We start from the raw sequence: 18,163 nt of genomic DNA on the forward strand, positions 1-18,163 counted from the left end.
CAACGCCTTCGCCATGGGCGGTACGAACGCAGTTCTGGCATTCAGGCAGGTGTAGAAGCCATGCAAGACGCCTCATTCGAGGTCACCTGTCGTATCTAGCTGCTTGAGGGGCGGGGCATTGTGATACAGGGAGGGCTGTGGGGTCCCTCCTTCTCGGCCTCGACGATGTGGGAGGAGCCTGTGCGGCGAAACGGGCTAGACGCCCCCAGGCCCAGAACTTGGGCGAAACCAACTCCCACCAAAGCACAGCCGCTTTAGTAGCCGAACAATGAAGCCTCGCTCGACGAGCCGCCGCCTCTACTGTCAGCGGCATCACGCGGTTGAAGCGAACAGCGCAGCGGCTACTGTTTCCCGCACAACTCGGACGGCAATTGGGACAAGTCCGCACATGTCGTCACGTAAGCTGAACGCCGCAGGTACAGCCAAATTGGGGGCGGGGCGTTTCTGCCGTTTTGATAGAATTCTATCAAACTGACAATTTTCCTTGCACGAATGCAAGGAGAGCTCGATTGACTCCCCTCCTTTCTTGTCAAGGATGGGTTTGCAGGCTGCGGTGCGGCAGAAGCCGGACAGAACGGCGACCGGTCGAGTAAAGGCCTGCGCAAACAAGCGCGCATATTGCGGGCGCCCGCACGGAGGAGAAGACGCTCGTCCTGGTGAAAGACAACGATGCTCAGGCGCCATTGCCATTTGCCGAGGGGGTCCGCGCGCCGGAAATTTCGAAGCAACAAAGGTGAGATCGAGAATGATGATGGCGAAATACAACACAGCTCACCGTCCAGTGCAGTTCTACCGGCGGGTGGCGGAGTGGGATGGGCTGCCAAATGGAACGTAAAAAGATCAGCAAGGAGATGCTTGGCGATAGTCAGGCGCTGCGCAAGCTGCGTGAGCACCTTGTCAAGGTGGCCAAGGCGAAGACTACGGTCCTGTTGCGAGGTGAATCCGGAACCGGCAAGGAGCTGGTTGCCAAAGCCATTCACGAGCTCTCGCCTCGCGCCAAGCAGCCCTTCATCAAGGTCAATTGCGCGGCGCTCACCGAGACGCTTCTGGAATCTGACTTGTTCGGTCATGAGAAGGGTGCCTTCACCGACGCGAGCAGTTTGCGCAAGGGGCGCTTTGAGGCTGCCGACAAAGGCACATTGTTTCTGGACGAGATTGGCGAAATATCAGGTTCGTTCCAGGCTAAGCTGCTGCGTGTCCTGCAGGAGCAGGAGTTTGAGCGCGTCGGCAGCAACCACACCATTAAAGTTGATGTTCGCGTGATTGCCGCAACGAACAGGGACTTGGAAACGGCAGTTCAACGCAAGGAGTTCCGGCAAGACCTCTATTATCGCATCAACGTCGTCACTTTACGCGTGCCGGCATTGCGCGAAAGGCGAGGTGATATTCCGCTCTTGGCCGCTCAGTTTCTCAAGAATTTCAATACTGAGAATGATCACACGCTGACCTTCGCTCCCGAAGCGATTGAGGTGCTAATGAACTGCGAATTTCCAGGTAACATCCGAGAGCTCGAAAACTGCGTTCAACGGACGGCAGTTCTGGCGACGGGTCCATCAATCCTCAGAACTGACTTTGCCTGTTACGCGGATCAGTGCTTGGCCGCGGCGCTGTGGAAGAACGGACAGCCGACGTCAGAGAAGTCGACTACGATCGAGCCTTCCGCCGCCTGTGCCGCCCCGCCCGTCGGCGACGGGCAAGCGCCGATAGGCCCTGCCACGACTCGTGGTAGGGTGCCCGATGCCGATACGGTCATTGCTGCCATGGAAAAGTGTGGCTGGGTGCAGGCAAAGGCGGCGCGCCTGCTCGGTTTGACCCCGCGCCAGATCGGCTACGTGCTGAGAAAACGCGGTATCGAGATCAAGCGTCTCTGAAACAACCCGCCGAGCAAGAGCTGGAGCAGGTCAAGCATTGGTGCTCTGGCGCCGAGCCCATCGGCCAGGCTTACGAAGTGGGTGTGAACAGCGCTGCCAAGATTCCGGCCGTGTGCTTTCTACCACCAGTCGTACTGGGGCTCTGCGACTGACAAACTAAAAAGGAGTAATCCTCTGGCGGGACCTGGTCGATACATTAGCTGATGGCTTACCGCTCGATATCACGCAATCTGAGATGGGCATGAAAGTGAGTTCGACCGCTGGACAGTTGCCGACTTCGTCAGGTATTGGCCCCTGCGACCGGTTGATCTCCGATATCCAAATTCTTGGAAGTTGGTCGAGACGAAACTGTCGCCCCGGCTCGTGACCGACCGCGCGCCCGGCAAGATCGAGTTACAAAGTTGCCGAGGCAGTTTGATGTGCGTTCCTGCATCACTGTACGGGACACGACCTGACGGGAGACTATGATGCGTAGCCAAAAAGAAAAGATGCTCGCAGGCGAGTTTTACAATGCGGCGGATCCGGAGATCCAAGCTGACCTGTTGGCAACCGGGGCTTGGCTCAAGCGGTACAATGATACGCTGGGGCAGACCACGGGGCATTGGCATGAGCTTTTGTCCGAGCGGCTGGGAGAGGTTGGGCGCGGAACGGTCATCCGTCCGCCCTTTTTTTGCGACTACGGATTCAATATCCGCATTGGAGCCAATGCCTACATCAACTTCAACTGCGTTATTCTTGACGTGGTAGAGGTCAAAATCGGGCAAGGAACGGCAATTGGGCCTGCTGTGCAGATTTATACCGCCGATCATCCACATGATGCCGAGCAGCGGCAGGCCGGCCTGCAGGTCGGGCGTCCTGTTCACATTGGCAGCCGTGTCTGGATCGGCGGTGGAGCAATCATTCTGCCTGGCGTCACGATTGGTGATAATGCAGTGGTAGGCGCTGGCTGCGTGGTCACACGAGATGTTCCCGCCGGGGCAAAGGTAGTGGGAATTCCTGCTCGCGTGGCCGACCCACATAAACAGGCATAATCAACCTCGTTGACCCTGGAGGTGCATGCGAACTGTCGAAACTGTGCCGAATTTTTGTCGAAGCCATTGAGCGCTGCATATGTTGTCGCGACTCGGGCGCTTCAGTTCTTTTGCCACGGGGGTCACAAGATCATGTGCGTAATGCCGCCGCAACGTGCTCACGTCCCGCAGCAGCGGACCCTTTCACATGGCCCAACGAATTCAGAGCCTACGTTGTGCTGCCACTAGCATTACTGCTCACGAATGTATTCCCAACTGAGTTTTCGCCCTTGGAGGCAAGCAGCGACTCACCAGCAATCGCCGGCCATTAATCCTGGCTAGCATCGACCCCGACGAGGCGAGCCGCGGCGTTGCGGATCGGCATGTCGATGACCGTGATTGCGCCTTCGGCAAGGAAACGACGTTCGTTTCTGGTCAGCGTAGCCGAATCGATCACCGCAAAATGTGGGCCAGTGGAGCGCTTCATCAGCTGTCTGGCATATGTGCGCAGCATCTGATCGTTGAAGCGGCAGCCCACGAAGAAAAAACCCCGGTTGACGCGCCGTTGCTTCACCGCGTCCGGGATCGGCGTCTGGATATCAATTTCGGTTAGGACTTCGACGTAATCGGAATCAGCCACGAGGAAGTTTGCCGCCGGCCTGACGCTGCCGTGCGGCGCATAGAGCACCGTCCTAGCCACTTGTTCGGCCTCGAGTTCTGTTCCTGACAAATCGTAAGTTCTCGTCCAGATGTTACCGATTCCGGTCGCGCGCGTCGTTCCTTGTATCTCGACAACGTCTGTTTGGCCGGCCTCTGCAAGGGCTGCTCGCATGGCGCCATCGTACCAGCTGTCGATGATGACAGACAGTTGAAGGGTTGCGAGCCAGGCGTGAAGAACGGTCGGCTCGGCGGGGGCTGCGAATATCTCCGCCATCCACGCTTGGAGAGTCCGACGATGTCGGCGCTGCTCGATAAACTGCGCGACCGACCACATATTGGTGCGAATCCTGGAAGGGGCAGGCGCCCGCTTGTTGAGGGCCGCGGCGACATCTTCAGGGGTGCAAGGTACAGGGGATTCCGGTGGGTTAAGCTGCAGAAGACCAGGACCGAGATAGGGGATCACTCGATCGGCCTTGAGAGCGCCGTTCAGCAGGTCAATCAGTTTTTTGGCAAAACTGCCCCGGACGACGACGAGATGGTCCCAGCTCAGCATCGTGTTCATACGCGTTTCCTCTCCGCCACTGAACCCACCGGCATCAGGCCCCGTCGGAAATCTTCATCGCCTCGACGGTGATCGGCAAACGCGTGTCGCGCGGAAGGTCGGGCAGCATGAGCCGCCAACCGTTCCTGAGCGTCACGGTCCCGCCCCATAAGTCAGCGTTCTCAATCTCGGTGATCGGCTCTTCGAGATCCTTCTTGGGGACATAAGCCGACAAGCCAGTAGCGGTCCTGCGAATCATTACTTTCATCCGGCTGTTCCCCCGTTGGAAATGCCTTCAGCTCCGCAGGGAACCTCGACTTTGTCGAGGCTAATGAGTTCGCGCGCTCGCATGCCGACGACCGTGCCACGATCGATCCATTCGACCGCATAGATGAAGAATTGCTGGAGAAAGGTTCCAATGTCGCGCACGTAGCCTTCGTCGCCCTTCCGCACGAGGTTTTCGCCGATCTCCTTGCCGGGATAGGTGCCGTCGTTTTTTATGTGGCGTATCGCACGGACCCGCTCACCCTGCATGAACCGTGGCGGTCTGCCGATTTCGACCTCCTGTTCGCGTCTGGACCACATGCTGTCCATTCCTTTCTCGAGGCTTTTGTTGTGGTCGCGGGTTGCAGGCGTCGTCGTGCGGCGAACCCGACCGTTTCGGTAGGAATCAAGCGGGAACGCAGGTTTTCGGTACCGGACAGACCGACACGCATTGCTGCGTATCGAAGGCCTCCTTGCATTCGGTGCACTTGTTTGGATCGATCACATAGGCGTCGCCCTTGAACTTGATCGCTTCCGAAGGACATTCGAACTCGCAGGCCCCGCATTGGGTACATTGGGATGCGATGATCTTTAAAGCCATTCTAACTCCTGGTTATCGGACGAGACGGCTCAGGCCGTCGCCGCTAGTGGTCTGATCCCAAACTCTGCCGCGTAAAGTGCGCTGACTGCGGTCTCGATGTAGTCATGGCCATAGGCGTCGGTTACGCGCAGTCCAACTCGCGAGAGTTGTTCCTTCGGGCGATTTCCGATCTTGGCGCATAGCACTATGTGTATGCCTTCGAGCGCTGCGATGACGCCCTCGAGGATGGCGTCTTCGCCCCCGCCTCCGAGGCAATACCGCTCGACCTTCCGATGCCCGACCAAGCTGATCCCTCTAGGCGAGACTTCATAAACCTGGAATTCCTTCGCGTGGCCGAAGTGTTCGTTGACCCGTCCACCTCCCTTAGTGGCCACCGCAACCAGAAGCGACTTTTCGGAGTCTGTTGCCTTGACCATACCGATGGCCTCGCTCCTCGCCGCCTCATGATCACGGCGCTCGTGTGCGACCACCTGCCGATAGGCCTGACGCTTGCCAGCATCGTAGGCGACATCGTCGGGAATACCGTCCAGCGTGAATTCCTGGCCACGATCTTCACCGAGCAGGCCGACAGCATCTGCCCGGCACTGCCGGCAGTGGCGCATCAACTTGGCGCCACCTTCAAGTCGATCCTGAAGAGCCATCATCTCCGTTGCCGTTGGGCCGCGCTGCCCGATGAGTCCGTAGTGGGTACCGTGCGCCGGGTCCGAAATCAGAGGCATCACGTTGTGCAGAAACGCGCCCCGCTCCCTGACCATTTTGTTCACCTCAAACAGGTGCTGGTCGTTCACTCCAGGAATCATCACCGAGTTGATTTTGGTGAGGATGCCGCGCGCGCTCAGCATCTCCAGGCCCAGCATCTGCCGCGCGTGCAAGATTCGAGCGGCTTCGATGCCGAAGTAGCGGCGATTTTCATAAAAGATCCATGGATAGATCTTCGCGCCGACTTCCGGGTCGACCATGTTGATGGTGATCGTCACGTGATCAACATTCATTTCGGCAAGCTCGGCGACATGGTCCGGCAGCACGAGCCCATTAGTGGAGACGCACAGCTTTATGTCGGGGATTTCCCTGATGACGCGGTCGAACGTTGCCTTCGTTTTCTCCCAATCGTAACAGGCATCCCCCGGCCCAGCGATGCCAAGAACCGAAAGCTGCGGAACTTTGTTGGCAACGGCGATGACCTTGCGTAGCGCTTGGTCGGGCGTCAACTTCTCAGACACAACACCAGGCCGGCTCTCGTTGGCGCAATCGTATTTGCGATTGCAATAGTTGCACTGGACATTGCAAGCCGGCGCGACCGCCACATGCATACGCGCGAAATAATGATGCGCTTCCTCCGAAAAGCAGGGGTGATCCTTGATCCTTTCCCAAATAGCCGGATCCTCTTCGCCCGGGCTGGTCGGCGACGAGCCGTAGGAAGACGATGCGCAGCCACCGGATTTCGCGGCTGCCAGAAGACCCTCGGATGTCGTGCTAGTCGGCCCCTCAATCGAAACTGTCGGTGAGGACATCAAACGGCTCCGTTGCTGGTAACGTCGCGGTTCAAGGTGCAAGAGCCATACCAACTGAAAAAAGCGGCTTCAGTTCACTATTCGGGTCGATATCGCATTGTGTCAGGCCGGCGCGACACAATTTTGTCCTGCTTGCGACAGTGCAAGTCCAAATCCGTTCAGAAGCACGAAGCACTCCTTGTCGCGCACAGGGCGCGCAAGACCACTGGCCTGACGATTGGCTCATCAGGCTCTTAGAAGTTCCTTCACCTCGATACTATGCCGGCGTATCGCCTAGCCGACTTGTCGCAGCTTGAGGCCGAGAATTCGAGCCGCATTAGCCTGAACCCAGCCGGCCTTCTCCATTGTGTCGATCAGCCGTCACGCTTCGTCCGCCGCGGTCCCAGCCCCCGTCCGGCCGTATCGTTAGAATCGCAAGTGGCCATCTCGTGTTCAGGCGGGCGCCGATGCGCCGAACCGGCATCGTGCTGGCCCGTGAGAGCTCGTCGATGACATTGCCACGTTCCGAAAGATTGGTTCCTTCCAGAGGAGAACGCCAAGCACGCAGTTCTCCGGCTCGCGGACGTTGCCGGGGAAATAGCATTGCGAGATCAGCTCAACTGCCGACGGCGCAAAGCCATGGTTCTCCATATTTCAAGGGTAAGCGCTGTGTCCTTCCAGGAGGACCCGCGATCTGTGGGCCTGCCGATTCTGAGGTGGATCGGAGATCGGCTTGTGTCTGAACTTGAACTTACGATTGACCCTGAGCGGCAGCCTCGGCGTTTTCGAGGGTGATCAACGGCGCTGTTGGTCGGCGGCATTGGTCGATGGACGACAAGGCACGGAGTCATCTCCGAGACCCTGGAGCCGACGCGGTGATCTCGGAGGTTGCCCGGCGCTACGGGCTGCGGCCGCGGCGGAACGCTCGCAAGCTTGCGACGTCGGCAGGACAGGCCACTCCCGCCTAGTGGTTTCGGTGGCGCCACCGGAACGACCCGTTGGGCCTACATCCTTGCACCAGAGCTCAAGGCCACGGCCTGAGAATCGGCCGCCGCTCCCCCTACTTGGTTCCTCAGCCGACAGCGCTAAGAAGGAGAGCAACTTCCGTCGGCGCGAGGATCATTGCGTCGTGGCCAGTGGCGAGTTCCTGCCACGCCCAGCCATCCTGCTTCGCGACCCATTCTCGCGCTCCCGCCATCGGCGGGTGGAGTGGATTAGTGCAGACGACATAGGTTCGGGGTCTGCCGTTGCCGAGCGGGTGCTCGAGCTTAAGTCCGCTTTCGTAGGTGCCTGCCGGATGCGGTGTTATCCGGCGCCGCACCCAGTCCGTGAGCGAGTGTCCCTCGGGAGTGCCGAATGCTGTTGGCGGCGGAGTCGGCATGAAGATACCCCGTCCTTCCTCCGCAACCAATTTTCGACGGGCGGCGACGATGTCGGGGGGCATGGTGCTGAATACACTTTGACCGCTCTCGACGATGGCGCCGTCGAGATAAACGAGATGGCTGATATGGTCGGGTATCCGGTCGGCGGCGCCGGTGATGCTGATGCCGCCTAGACTGTGACCGACAAGGATCACATCGCTCAGCTCTTCCGTTACAATGTGGTTGACGATGTCGGTCACGAATGTGTCGGGCGTGATGTCCTTGCACAGCAAACGTGCGCGTTCGCCGACACCTGTCTGGGTAGGCGTGGTCACGTGGCATCCCATCTTGCGAAGATTGGCGGCGACGTCCCGCCAACACCATCCGCCATGCCAGGCACCATGCACTAGCACATACGTCTTTATCATGGATTGTGCCGTTCCATTTGCTCACCGGCCGTTGTGGCTGCCATCCGGCACGATGGCCGGACATTGTCCAAAGGGGCTCGACCACGTTACCGGTGGTAAGTCCGGCACAGGCGCCCCGTGGCCTGAGGATACCCCTACCAAGTCGAGGAAACTTGAATTGCGAAACCCAATATTCACTAGCTCTTTGCAAGTGGATGGAGAGGCTCATGGTGTGCCGCAGTTGCTCGCTGCCGGCATGCTCTTGGCACCGGCTGATCATCCGAACTTGAACAGGACACCAAAGCCGCCGCGCGGATAGTTCCACTCGATGTCGCCGCCTTTCTCGCACAATATCCGGCAGGTGCCGCATTCCATGCAGCCGTCGGCGGTGATCTCGACTTGACCCTTGTCATTCAACTCATAGCATTTCGCCGGACAGACGTAGGTCAACGCAAGCAAGTTCGCGCTTGGCTTGTCGTGCGGTCGCACTATGATATGGGGGCGGCCGGAATCGACCAGATAGCGGTTCTGGTAAAGTTTGTCCTCGACACGAACCTTCGTCACTGCGATCGTCATCTTGTACCCTCTTCAGCGCCATGCCAATGCCAGGCGGACCGCGTCGCTGACCAACCCCCAGCGCGAGCGCGCGTTGATGAAGGCGGCCGTGGTGTTCTTTTCCTTCTCGATCTTCGGCGTGCCGTCGACACGCATGAAGGTCTGAGCGGCATGCGACATCAACCGCGGATAGCTGTCAAAAAAGTTGCTGGAATTGGTGTGGAGTAAGGCTGGCATGTCCTTGTATTTCTTAAGATCCTTGATCACAAAGGAGTCATCCAGCATCGTCTTGTAGAGCGCAAGGTTCGCTTTGGTCATAGGACCGTTGCGGCTTTTGACTTTGATGATCGCCTCAGCCGCGACACGACCCGAGGTCATGGCAAGGTTCGAACCCTCACGGTGAATGGCATTGTTCAGTTGCGCTGCGTCGCCGACGATGACCCAACCGTCGCCGAATAGCTGCGGAATGGCCCTGTAACCACCTTCGGGGATAAGATGGGCGGCATATTCTTTCACCTCCGAGCCAGCGATCAGCGGCCGGATCGAAGGATGGTTTTTCATCGCATCCAGGAGGGCGGACGGGCTCTCCATCGTCGCGGCGAAATCCGAGACCAGGCAGCCGATGCCGAGTGAAATCGACTCCTTATTGGTGTAAAGGAAGCCGAGCCCGGCCATGCTGCGAGAGATCGTGCCCACGGCCTCGATTACGCAGCCTTCATCGCCCTTCACCCCGAACCGCTGGCCAATGACCTCTTCGGGCAAGAAATGCATTTCCTTGACGGCAATCGCCACGGTCTCCGGCTTCGGCATCTCGCGCAGGCCTGCGCGAGTGCCAAGCAATCCCGACACCCCTTCTGCGAGAACGACCACATTCGCGAAGACCACTCCGCCAGCCCGGTCTGTGCGGACGCCGATCACCTTGCCATTGCCATCACGGACGAGTTCCGTCGCGGTCGTCTCACACAGGACCGTCGCGCCAGCCTCGCGCACCTTGCGGGAAAACCATTTGTCGAACTGGGCGCGGATGATCGTGTAGCGGTTGGGTTTCGCCTCATTGAAGTCGTCCGACCGGTAATGAATTCCGGTGTGAGACGTGTCGTCCATCACCCAAAGTCGCTGTTCGACCAGGTGCCGCTCGAGGGGCGCATCATCCCGGAAGTCCGGGATGATCTTCTCCAGCATGTTCGCGTACATTATGGCACCCTGGACGTTCTTAGAGCCCGGATATTCCCCGCGCTCCAACTGCAGGACCTTCAGCCCCTGGCTTGCCAAAGTGTAAGCAGCTGCGTTTCCAGACATGCCGGCTCCGACCACAATGGCATCGAATTGTTCAATCATGTCCTCTCCCTCAACTCGCAAGCTTGTCTCGACTGTGCGGCGACAGCCGCCGGGTGAAGGCTTCCGTCAGTGCGGGCAGGAAGCGGATTGCATCCGTGACGATCCCGAGGTGGGCGAACTCGAAAATCGGCGCGTTCGGATCGGTGTTGATCGCGACGATGAGATCGGCCCCCTCGACCCCAACTCGGTGCTGGATGGCGCCGGAAATTCCGGCCGCGATGTAAAGCTTCGGTCGAATGGTCTTGCCAGTTTGTCCAATCTGTCGATCAGCCGGCATCCAGCCCTTCTGGACCAAGGGGCGCGAACAGCCATGCTCGGCGCCGATCGCTCGGGCAAGATTCTTCACAAGCTGAAGGTTCTCCGCCGCTCCGAGACCGAGGCCTCCCGCAACCACGACATCCGCATAGGCAAGATTTGCCATTGCCGACTGGTTATCCGGTAGGAAGCCGAGGACTTTGGTGACGATATCGTCCTCAACGAGCGACAGCTTGTGCCGCATGACACGCCCGACCGGCTTATCCACCCGTTGCGGCATAGGCATGACCCTTGGTCGCACCGTCGCCATTTGCGGCCGGTAATTTAGTGTATAGATCGTACACAACAATGAGCCACCAAAAGTCGGACGGGTCGCGGCGAGTGAACCGTCGGAATCTACATCAAGTTCGGTGCAGTCGGCCGTGAGCCCCGTCTGCAGGGTCGTCGCTACCGAGCCTGCAAGATCCCTGCCCAGTGTGGTCGCGCCGAGAAGGAGGATTTCGGGTTTATGGGTATTGACCAGATCCGTGAGCGCCTTGGCGAACGGCTCGTTCCGGTAGTCGGCGAGCGGCGGCGCATCGACGATGTAGACAAGATCCGCCCCGTAAGCGAAGGCCTCGGCAACAGCGTCCTCGACCATCTCGCCCGGCGGTCCCAGCACGACGCCCGCGAGCTGGACTTCAAGCTTGTCGGCTAATTTGCGGCCTTCGCCCAGCAGTTCGAATGATACAGGATGCACATTGCCGCGTTCGAGCTCGAGGAAGACCCACACGTGCCGGTAGTCTTTGAAACGGTCGGGAAGTTCTTTCTTTACACCGGCACGGCCGGGGGCAATGCGAGGGGTAGTTTGGCTTGCGGTCGACATTTTCTGCTCCTGGCCGTCACGTGCCGCTGTTGAAGGCCAGCTCATGTTCCAGCGCCGGCCGGCGGGTTAAGATATCGGCGATGAGTTCATCGGCTATGTCCTGCAAGCCCCTTTCCGCGGTGTCGATCTGCGCCGCCCTTTCTGCCCGTGCGGTGGGGGCGAAAACACGCTTGACGACTGTAGGCGAGCCACGCAGACCGCACCGGGTGAGATCGTCAATGCCGGCGTCGGCTGCAGTCCACTTCACGACTTGGCTGCGCGCCGCGCACAGAGCCTGCTGGAGCGAGCCCCGGCGGATTTCGTTGGTGTCTTCCAGCATGGTAATGAGGCAAGGGAGTCTGCTCTTCAGCAACTGGGTGCCGCCTTCGGCGCGACGAGCGACTTCGATCTCTCGCGTATCGAGATCGATGGAGGCAATCTTCGCGACATAGGTAAGTTGCGATAAATCTAGGCGCTTGGCTATGCCCGGTCCGACCTGGGCGGTATCGCCGTCAATCGTCTGCTTGCCGGTGAAGACGATGTCCGGCCTGCCGAAAGTCTCCCCAATTTTTGCGATTGCTTGCGAAAGAGCAAAGGAAGTCGCCAGCGTATCGGATCCGGCAAAATAGCGGTCCGTCAAGAGAACTGCTCGGTCAGCACCGTAACCGAGCGCCTTTCGCAGCGAGTCCTCCGCCATGGGCGGACCCATTGTGAGCACAGTAACCTCGCCACCATGAACGTCGCGCAGTTTGAGCGCTTCTTCGAGGGCGAACAGGTCGTAAGGATTGATGATGGTCGGAACACCCTGACGCATGATCGTGTTCGTCACCGGGTGCACGCGGATCTGTGCCGAATCCGGCACCTGCTTGATGCAGACTACGATATGCATTGGCGGTTTCTCTAAGCTCCCAGTCCGGATTCGTGCTTGGCGGTTCACCTCATTGCCTGCATCGTTCATGCCAAGTCGTCTTCCTGCCTCTATTCCAGAAGGTGGCTTCGTTTGCTTCCGAGGAGGCGTCATGAGGACTGGATTTGTCGACTTCTCGACATTGTCGCGTCGCAGCCGTGTCGGGCTCATTACTTTCCGAACCGCTTCAGTGCAGAGTCGAGCGGGACGAAGGCGCGGCCAGGTGCGGGACATATGTTTGGATCGTGGTCCCTTAGCACCTTGAACACACGTTGCGTGAGCGGCGAGGAAGTCGCGAAATCTTCGTAGGCGCGTTCCAGCTTGGCGCGCACCCGCGCGGCGATTACCTGGTTAGGCAGACCGGAGAAATCTTCTTCGGCAAGGTATTGGCCCACGCGCTTCATGATATGGAGCCGCGAGACATTCATCACTTTCGGGTCGTAGGAGACGTCAAGGCAGGCGAAGAAGTCCTCCGCGGCCGACAGGCCCTTCAGTCGCGCTAGGATATCGGTGCGATCGATCGGGCGGCTATCAGCGGAGCAGTTCATTGTATTCTCCCGGCGCGAAATTGTGGTGTCGATGCATTGGTGACATTGCTGACGGCGTGCCGACCTCTGGCACGGCGGCTGGGCAAGAGACTTGGCGATCTCAAGCTTTTCTGAAGTGGTGAAGGCGACCCCGAGTTTAACTGCTCTCCTTGCGCAGGGTCGTCACGTTGAGGAAGACCTCACGGCTCGTCGGCTATTGTGCCGCTCGGACCCGGGCCGGAATGAAGCTGTTCTGCACCTCGCCCGCACAGTCCAGCACTGGGAACGGCCCGTAGCTTCTCGGTGATCGCAGGCAGGACCTCAAGCACGCGGTCTACGTCATCTTCGCCGTTGTCACGCGACAAGGAGAAGCGGACTGCCCCACATGCCGCGTTCATAGCGATCAGAACATGGCTCGGTTCCAGTGAGCCAGAGGCACAGGCGGACCCGGCGGAACAGGCGATTCCCAGCCGGCTCAGGACAATTGGAATTGCATCGCCTTCGATACCTTCGAATCCAATGTTTGCAGTGTTTGGCAATCGCTCTTGCGGATCGCCGTTGATGGATGTGTTTGGGATGCGCTGGATGATCCCGTTCTCAAGGCGGTCGCGCAACCATTTTATTCGTTTTGTCTCGTCCATGAATTTCAAGGCGAGTTCGGCCGCCATGCCCAGTCCGACTATGCCGGGTGTGTTTTCAGTGCCTGCACGCCGGTCGCGCTCTTGGTGCCCACCCTTGATCATGGAGGAGAAGCGCACGCCACGTCTTACATAAAGCGCGCCTATCCCCTTTGGACCATGCAGCTTGTGGGCGGAGAGCGACAGCATGTCGATCGCGGTCGATTTCAGCTCAATCGGAAGCCTTCCGACCGCCTGCACTGCATCAGTGTGGAAAAGCGCGCCGACTTCCCTGGCTAGATCGGCAAGCTTAACCACGGGAAAGATCGTACCGGTCTCATTGTTCGCCCACATTATCGAGACGATTGCCACTTGTGGGGTGAGGGCGGTTCTGTAGGCGTCCAGGTCGAGCCGGCCGTAGTGATCGACTGGGATAATGTGCACCTTGACGCCGCGCGTCTTCTCAAGGTGCGCGCACAACTTCAGAACGGCCGGATGTTCAACCGCGGAAGTCACTATTTCCGTTCGGTCGGGCATCACCTCCAGCGCCGAAAGGATGGCTGTACTGTCGCTTTCAGTCCCGCCCGAGGTGAAGATGATCTCGTCCTCGAATCCCGCGCCGATGAGGGCTTGCAACTGTTGCCTCGCCTTTCTCACGGCTTCAGCAACCGATGCGCCATAGGCGTGCATGGACGAATGATTGCCAAATTGCTCCGTAAAGAAAGGCAACATCGCTCCAACGACTGCAGGATCAACCCGCGTCGTTGCGTTGTTGTCGAGATAGACAGGGTTCATGGGAGTGATCCTTCAACTGCTGAAATGATTCAAGGGTAGTCGGGCCATTGAACCTCTGGCGCATATCGTATCTGGTAAGGTGGGCGGCCGGGGGAGCGATGGCTTGGCTGACCGGTCGCTGTCGACATTGCCCTTTGGTGGCGGCATCCGCCGGGAATTCAGCTGTTTCGGGCAATTTTGTTTGCTTGCCCACGGCAACGATCGATGATCGCGATTTGGTGCATCACCGAACGCAATTGTTCCGGGCCGACAGTGCGTGTCGGCCGGTTCCAGAGCGCCGGCGGTTACCGGTTCGACGCAGTATTCCTTGGCGTCGCTATAGTCGAACATAGCCTGTTCCCTCGCAATCATTTGCAGGACTTGCCGCAGCCGCACGTCTCACGCGCATTGGGGTTATCGAAAACAAAGCCGGATGTTTCGAGCCCAGTGACGAAGTCCACGGTCATGCCGGCGGCATGGGGTTGGGAGCCTCTATCCATGAACACCTTGAGCCCATCTCGCTCGATGATCGCATCGCCCTCACGTGAGACGCTCTCCAGGCCCATTGAGTATTGGAAGCCGGCGCAGCCGCCGGCATGGACCATGATGCGAAATCCTTCCGCCGGCTCGCTGGCGCGGTAAAGAGCGGCCTTGATGGCGGCAACAGCGTTGTCGGTGAGCGTAATCATGGCTCGATTTCTCCTCGGTCCGGCGTTTTCGTGGATCATCTCGCATGGACCGTGCCAAAGGGAAGACGTGTCAAAAACCGTAGGACATCCCGACGTCTCTTATGCTCGATTGCTGGGGAGACGTCCGACAACCGACACTTACTGTCGGGTTTGTCGCGTCCGCGTCACAGGAAGGGCGCCTGAGTTCGCGATGCACTCACGCGTAAAGCAATGAACAGAGCCAAAGATGTTCAGAGCTTGCCGCGGAGCAACTGGCACGATTTTTGTGAAGCCTTCGTTGCGGCGGCAAAATTGCCGGCCGATTCACCTTTGGGTTGCCCTCGCAATCGAAGAACGAAGGAAAGCAATATGATCCATCAGACCCGCCTTGGTGGGAAAGCAGCACCGCCGGTGGTACCCGAATGCTCGATCGGCCGATTGGCGCCGACCACCCAACAATCGCTCGCTACCGGCGATTGGCCGCTGACCGCCCGGAGACAGGATTCGACTGGCATGTGCCTGACGATCGATCGCGTCCGCCGTGCACATCCCTGAGGCCCGTTTTTCGATCGATCGTCAAAAGAAGAACGGGGCAGGGGTAAAAACATGGATCAGCGCAAGAAGCGGTCGCCCAACGAAATCCGGCGTGCGTGGGAAGTCTGTCCGAACATTCCCGCGCGTGATTTCGCCGCCCAATTGGCCATTTCGGAAGCGGAACTGGTCGCGGCCCATTGCGGTTTCGGCGCGGCACGCATCGACCCGCGCGTCAATCACCTTCTGACGGGCCTCGAATTCGTGGGCGAAGTGACGGCGCTGACCCGCAATCAAGGTGCCGTGCACGAAAAGATTGGCGTCTTCAACAGAGTGATAACCGGCAACAATCACGCCATGGTCCTTGGTGACGAATTCGACCTTCGCGTCTTCCCGCAGGCTTGGAGGTATGGTTTCGCTGTTGAAAGGCGCCATCGCGGCGGAATCCAGCGCAGTTTGCAATTCTTCGACGCCGCCGGCGCAGCAGTGCATAAGGTGCATCTCAGGCCGGTCTCCAACCTTCATGCCTATCGAAAGCTGGTGGCCGAGCTCGTATCCGCCAACCAGGAGCCGACCATGTCGCTTAAGGCGAGAGTAGCCGACCTGGGCGCGAGGACTGCGGACTGGGCCGGCACGGTGGACGACCTACGCGAGTACTGGAGCCGGCTGACTGACGTCAACCTTCTAAAGACGCTCAAGCTCAGCCGCTGCCAGGCTTTGCGCATGGTCGGCCAGGATTACGCTTGGCTGCTCGACAATGCCGCAGTTGGCGCCGTGCTCCAGCGTGCGGCCGAAGACGAATTGCCGATCATGTGCTTCGTCGGCAACCGAGGTTCTATCCAGACCCATTCCGGCTTAATCAAGTCGGTCAAGCAGATCGGGCCGTGCATCCATGTGCTGGACGAAACGTTCCGGCTGCATCTCAGGACCCACCAAATCCGTGAGGTTTGGGCCGTGCGCAAGCCGACCAATGACAGTCACGTCACCTCGCTCGAAGCATATGGGTCCGACGGCAAGATCATCATCCAGTTGTTCGGTGCGCGCAAGGAAGGCGAACGCGAGCGCGACGACTGGCGGGTTCTGGCGGAAAACCTGCCTCGTTTCCCCGACAGCTACATGAGAAAAGACCGATCGTCGTCGGTGGGACGCCGGCGCCCATCTGCCTCCGCAGCCAGTAGCCGGGCATTGAAGCCGAGACCGGGGACACGATGACGCAATAAGCGCGCTGTATTATCGCAACGCGATGAGCAGGAAGCAATTTGGCGCTGCCCCATCGACCGCATGGTTACGACGAAGCCGCGGCCTTTGGGCCGAGCTCAGAGGTGACAATAGCGTGAACGCCGCCGACCGTCACTCCCCACCAGGCGGTCAGGTTTTGCGGTTCGGGCCGAGCAAAAATACTGTCAAGACAGCGAGGAACGTGGCAACCGCGCTGTAGACAAAGACACTGGCAATACCCGTGTGATCCACCAATAGGCCACCGCAAGTTGTGCCGGCTGCGATGGCCACTTGGAAGGTTATGACCATCAGTACACCAGCGCTCTCGGCCTGTTTCGGAGCGGCGCGTAGCACCATCCATGTCTGCAATCCGACCGGGACCGCGCCAAAAGCAAAGCCCCATACGGCAACTGCAATTGCCGAGGTCAAGGCCGATGCTCTCATGGTCAGGAGCGAGACAGCGGCTACGGCAATGAGCAGGGGCGGCAGGGCCGCGACCGCCTTGAGACTGTGTTTGGTGAGGAATGCGCCGGCTAAATTGCCGAAGACGCCGGCCGTGCCAAAAGCAAGGAACACGAGCGGGATTGACTTCTTGTCGAGCGCAGGAACGCTCTCGAGAAAGGCGCGGATGTAGGCGAAGCTGGCAAAATGGCCGGAAGCGACCAATAGCACGACTAGCACCGCAACCTTCATCGCCGGATTCTTCGCGACATCCAGCGGACTGCGGAATCTGCGCACTTCGATCGGAGGCAGTGGCGGAATGGTTACGAGTTGCACGAGCAGCGCAACGGCACTCACGATTGCGGCGACCTTGAACGAGGCTCGCCATCCCCAAATGTCACCGACATAAGCGCCGATTGGAGCCGCGCAGACGGAGGCGACAGAAACGCCGGTGAGGATGACCGACATGGCGCGCGGCATGAGGTGACTTGGAACCAGCCGCATCGCCAACGCTGCCGAAATTGACCAAAAACCACCAAGCGATATGCCAAGGACGACGCGTGCCGCCAGCAAAACCGGCAGCGACCCCGCAACCTCCGCCAGAACGTTCGACAGGATCAGCAGGAGCGTCATCGCCCAGATGACGACCCTGCGGTCCAGACGCTTTGTCACGATGGCGATTATCGGTGCCGAGATCGCCGCGACGATTGCGGCCGCTGTTAGCGCCTGTCCAGCCGTGCCCGTGGTGATACGGAGATCATGCGCGAGCGGTGTCAGAACGCTGGCGGGCAGAAACTCTGCCGTCACAAGCCCGAAGGTGCCGAAGGAAAGCGAAATGATGGCACCCCATGCAGGGCCAGAACGTTGATAGGGACTTTCTGGGTCAAGCCGATCTCGGTCGAACAAAGCCGCGTCCACTAAATCTGTCGCCGATTCGGTCATGAATGAGTTCTCCGGCTAGGAGCTGTTGCAGCAGGGGTGGCTACATCGCCGGGGATCAAAGCCGCGAGACCTTCCGGCGGCGGCCAGTCGGCATCAGTCGAGGCCTCGGAGCCCGACGCATCCGAGGCCTCATCGGAGGGCCGACGGACCCAACCGTCGACAATGCGGGAGAGTTCTCGGCGCGGTCGCATCGATCGCATTCGTCGAAGTGCGGTCTGTTCACTGCGAACCAAGCAAGCCGAACGCGGTGTCCTCGATCGAGGCCTTGATGGGGGGATGATCGACGATCTCTATATTGCTTTGAAGCAGGAAGTTCCGTCGCCATATGTGGTTATCCTGGC

At 59.1% G+C, this 18,163-nt stretch carries 17 protein-coding genes and 3 pseudogenes; 4 read left to right on the plus strand and 16 right to left on the minus strand.

From position 1 onward, the window contains the following. Nucleotides 1–312: 312 nt before the first annotated feature. The gene (locus P9272_RS33935; RefSeq protein WP_127262932.1) at nt 313–765 is read right to left on the minus strand and encodes a hypothetical protein; all 453 of its coding nucleotides are present in this window, start codon (nt 763–765) and stop codon (nt 313–315) included. 62 nt (nt 766–827) lie between these two features. On the opposite strand from P9272_RS33935, the pseudogene nifA reads away from it, so the two are divergent. Then, a pseudogene (gene nifA, locus P9272_RS33940) lies at nt 828–1,871 on the plus strand (nif-specific transcriptional activator NifA); the annotation flags it as partial. A gap of 464 nt (nt 1,872–2,335) precedes the next feature. Next, nucleotides 2,336–2,902 carry a sugar O-acetyltransferase gene (locus tag P9272_RS33945; RefSeq protein WP_024505228.1) on the plus strand — a complete coding sequence of 189 codons (567 nt, stop codon included), beginning with the start codon at nt 2,336–2,338 and terminating at the stop codon, nt 2,900–2,902. A gap of 307 nt (nt 2,903–3,209) precedes the next feature. Here the strand turns inward: P9272_RS33945 and P9272_RS33950 are convergent, their stop codons facing one another. The 14 genes and pseudogenes from P9272_RS33950 to P9272_RS34015 all read right to left on the minus strand — a co-directional run bounded on the left by P9272_RS33950 (nt 3,210) and on the right by P9272_RS34015 (nt 14,711). Beyond that, complete coding sequence (locus P9272_RS33950; RefSeq protein ID WP_024505229.1) at nt 3,210–4,103, minus strand: SIR2 family protein; 894 nt, start codon at nt 4,101–4,103, stop codon at nt 3,210–3,212. Nucleotides 4,104–4,137: 34 nt separating this feature from the next. Further along, nucleotides 4,138–4,350, minus strand: a complete 213-nt coding sequence (gene nifT / locus P9272_RS33955; RefSeq protein WP_024505230.1) for a putative nitrogen fixation protein NifT — start codon at nt 4,348–4,350, stop codon at nt 4,138–4,140. After that, nucleotides 4,347–4,667, minus strand: a complete 321-nt coding sequence (locus P9272_RS33960) for a nitrogen fixation protein NifZ (protein ID WP_024505231.1) — start codon at nt 4,665–4,667, stop codon at nt 4,347–4,349. Before P9272_RS33960 ends, nifT begins: the two co-directional genes overlap by 4 nt. A gap of 85 nt (nt 4,668–4,752) precedes the next feature. Continuing rightward, nucleotides 4,753–4,947 (minus strand): 4Fe-4S binding protein, encoded by a 195-nt coding sequence (locus P9272_RS33965; RefSeq protein WP_024505232.1) that lies wholly within the window; start codon nt 4,945–4,947, stop codon nt 4,753–4,755. Nucleotides 4,948–4,976: 29 nt separating this feature from the next. Beyond that, on the minus strand, nt 4,977–6,458 hold the full coding sequence (gene nifB / locus P9272_RS33970) for a nitrogenase cofactor biosynthesis protein NifB (protein WP_063169393.1): 1,482 nt from the start codon (nt 6,456–6,458) through the stop codon (nt 4,977–4,979). Between the two features lie 273 nt (nt 6,459–6,731). Further along, nucleotides 6,732–6,818 (minus strand): annotated as a pseudogene (locus P9272_RS33975) (helix-turn-helix domain-containing protein); the annotation flags it as partial. Nucleotides 6,819–7,509: 691 nt separating this feature from the next. Then, a complete protein-coding gene (locus P9272_RS33980; RefSeq protein ID WP_063169392.1) occupies nt 7,510–8,226 on the minus strand; it encodes an alpha/beta fold hydrolase in 717 nt (238 codons plus the stop codon). Nucleotides 8,227–8,481: 255 nt separating this feature from the next. Then, complete coding sequence (locus tag P9272_RS33985) at nt 8,482–8,781, minus strand: ferredoxin family protein (RefSeq protein WP_024505235.1); 300 nt, start codon at nt 8,779–8,781, stop codon at nt 8,482–8,484. Nucleotides 8,782–8,793: 12 nt separating this feature from the next. Beyond that, entirely contained in the window at nt 8,794–10,098 is a 1,305-nt protein-coding gene (locus tag P9272_RS33990; protein WP_063169391.1) for an FAD-binding protein, read from the minus strand. Nucleotides 10,099–10,108: 10 nt separating this feature from the next. Continuing rightward, nucleotides 10,109–11,218, minus strand: a complete 1,110-nt coding sequence (locus P9272_RS33995) for an electron transfer flavoprotein subunit alpha/FixB family protein (protein WP_024505237.1) — start codon at nt 11,216–11,218, stop codon at nt 10,109–10,111. Nucleotides 11,219–11,234: 16 nt separating this feature from the next. After that, nucleotides 11,235–12,086 carry an electron transfer flavoprotein subunit beta/FixA family protein gene (locus P9272_RS34000; RefSeq protein ID WP_063169390.1) on the minus strand — a complete coding sequence of 284 codons (852 nt, stop codon included), beginning with the start codon at nt 12,084–12,086 and terminating at the stop codon, nt 11,235–11,237. A 188-nt stretch (nt 12,087–12,274) separates the two neighbouring features. Further along, nucleotides 12,275–12,652 (minus strand): nitrogenase stabilizing/protective protein NifW, encoded by a 378-nt coding sequence (nifW, locus tag P9272_RS34005; RefSeq protein ID WP_063169389.1) that lies wholly within the window; start codon nt 12,650–12,652, stop codon nt 12,275–12,277. Between the two features lie 179 nt (nt 12,653–12,831). Then, entirely contained in the window at nt 12,832–14,043 is a 1,212-nt protein-coding gene (gene nifS, locus P9272_RS34010) for a cysteine desulfurase NifS (RefSeq protein WP_063169388.1), read from the minus strand. A 347-nt stretch (nt 14,044–14,390) separates the two neighbouring features. Continuing rightward, nucleotides 14,391–14,711, minus strand: coding sequence for an iron-sulfur cluster assembly accessory protein (locus P9272_RS34015; RefSeq protein WP_029356570.1), 321 nt, complete (start codon nt 14,709–14,711; stop codon nt 14,391–14,393). A 210-nt stretch (nt 14,712–14,921) separates the two neighbouring features. On the opposite strand from P9272_RS34015, the gene P9272_RS34020 reads away from it, so the two are divergent. Next, nucleotides 14,922–15,245 (plus strand): hypothetical protein, encoded by a 324-nt coding sequence (locus tag P9272_RS34020; protein WP_126066777.1) that lies wholly within the window; start codon nt 14,922–14,924, stop codon nt 15,243–15,245. A 51-nt stretch (nt 15,246–15,296) separates the two neighbouring features. After that, nucleotides 15,297–16,328 (plus strand): annotated as a pseudogene (locus tag P9272_RS34025) (ChuX/HutX family heme-like substrate-binding protein); the annotation flags it as partial. 261 nt (nt 16,329–16,589) lie between these two features. Here the strand turns inward: P9272_RS34025 and P9272_RS34030 are convergent. Beyond that, the gene (locus P9272_RS34030) at nt 16,590–17,822 is read right to left on the minus strand and encodes an MFS transporter (RefSeq protein ID WP_063169386.1); all 1,233 of its coding nucleotides are present in this window, start codon (nt 17,820–17,822) and stop codon (nt 16,590–16,592) included. Nucleotides 17,823–18,163: the final 341 nt, after the last annotated feature.

It is taken from the genome of Mesorhizobium sp. WSM4976 (assembly GCF_029625685.1).
GTDB lineage: Bacteria > Pseudomonadota > Alphaproteobacteria > Rhizobiales > Rhizobiaceae > Mesorhizobium.

What these genes read in the sequence shown, in the direction of transcription:
- P9272_RS33945 (WP_024505228.1), top strand. Translation starts at nt 2,336, where the DNA reads ATGATGCGTAGCCAAAAAGAAAAGATGCTCGCAGGCGAGTTTTACAAT.
- P9272_RS33950 (WP_024505229.1), bottom strand. Translation starts at nt 4,103, where the DNA reads ATGAACACGATGCTGAGCTGGGACCATCTCGTCGTCGTCCGGGGCAGT.
- nifT (WP_024505230.1), bottom strand. Translation starts at nt 4,350, where the DNA reads ATGAAAGTAATGATTCGCAGGACCGCTACTGGCTTGTCGGCTTATGTC.
- P9272_RS33960 (WP_024505231.1), bottom strand. Translation starts at nt 4,667, where the DNA reads ATGTGGTCCAGACGCGAACAGGAGGTCGAAATCGGCAGACCGCCACGG.
- P9272_RS33965 (WP_024505232.1), bottom strand. Translation starts at nt 4,947, where the DNA reads ATGGCTTTAAAGATCATCGCATCCCAATGTACCCAATGCGGGGCCTGC.
- nifB (WP_063169393.1), bottom strand. Translation starts at nt 6,458, where the DNA reads ATGTCCTCACCGACAGTTTCGATTGAGGGGCCGACTAGCACGACATCC.
- P9272_RS33980 (WP_063169392.1), bottom strand. Translation starts at nt 8,226, where the DNA reads ATGATAAAGACGTATGTGCTAGTGCATGGTGCCTGGCATGGCGGATGG.
- P9272_RS33985 (WP_024505235.1), bottom strand. Translation starts at nt 8,781, where the DNA reads ATGACGATCGCAGTGACGAAGGTTCGTGTCGAGGACAAACTTTACCAG.
- P9272_RS33990 (WP_063169391.1), bottom strand. Translation starts at nt 10,098, where the DNA reads ATGATTGAACAATTCGATGCCATTGTGGTCGGAGCCGGCATGTCTGGA.
- P9272_RS33995 (WP_024505237.1), bottom strand. Translation starts at nt 11,218, where the DNA reads ATGTCGACCGCAAGCCAAACTACCCCTCGCATTGCCCCCGGCCGTGCC.
- P9272_RS34000 (WP_063169390.1), bottom strand. Translation starts at nt 12,086, where the DNA reads ATGCATATCGTAGTCTGCATCAAGCAGGTGCCGGATTCGGCACAGATC.
- nifW (WP_063169389.1), bottom strand. Translation starts at nt 12,652, where the DNA reads ATGAACTGCTCCGCTGATAGCCGCCCGATCGATCGCACCGATATCCTA.
- nifS (WP_063169388.1), bottom strand. Translation starts at nt 14,043, where the DNA reads ATGAACCCTGTCTATCTCGACAACAACGCAACGACGCGGGTTGATCCT.
- P9272_RS34015 (WP_029356570.1), bottom strand. Translation starts at nt 14,711, where the DNA reads ATGATTACGCTCACCGACAACGCTGTTGCCGCCATCAAGGCCGCTCTT.
- P9272_RS34020 (WP_126066777.1), top strand. Translation starts at nt 14,922, where the DNA reads ATGAACAGAGCCAAAGATGTTCAGAGCTTGCCGCGGAGCAACTGGCAC.
- P9272_RS34030 (WP_063169386.1), bottom strand. Translation starts at nt 17,822, where the DNA reads ATGACCGAATCGGCGACAGATTTAGTGGACGCGGCTTTGTTCGACCGA.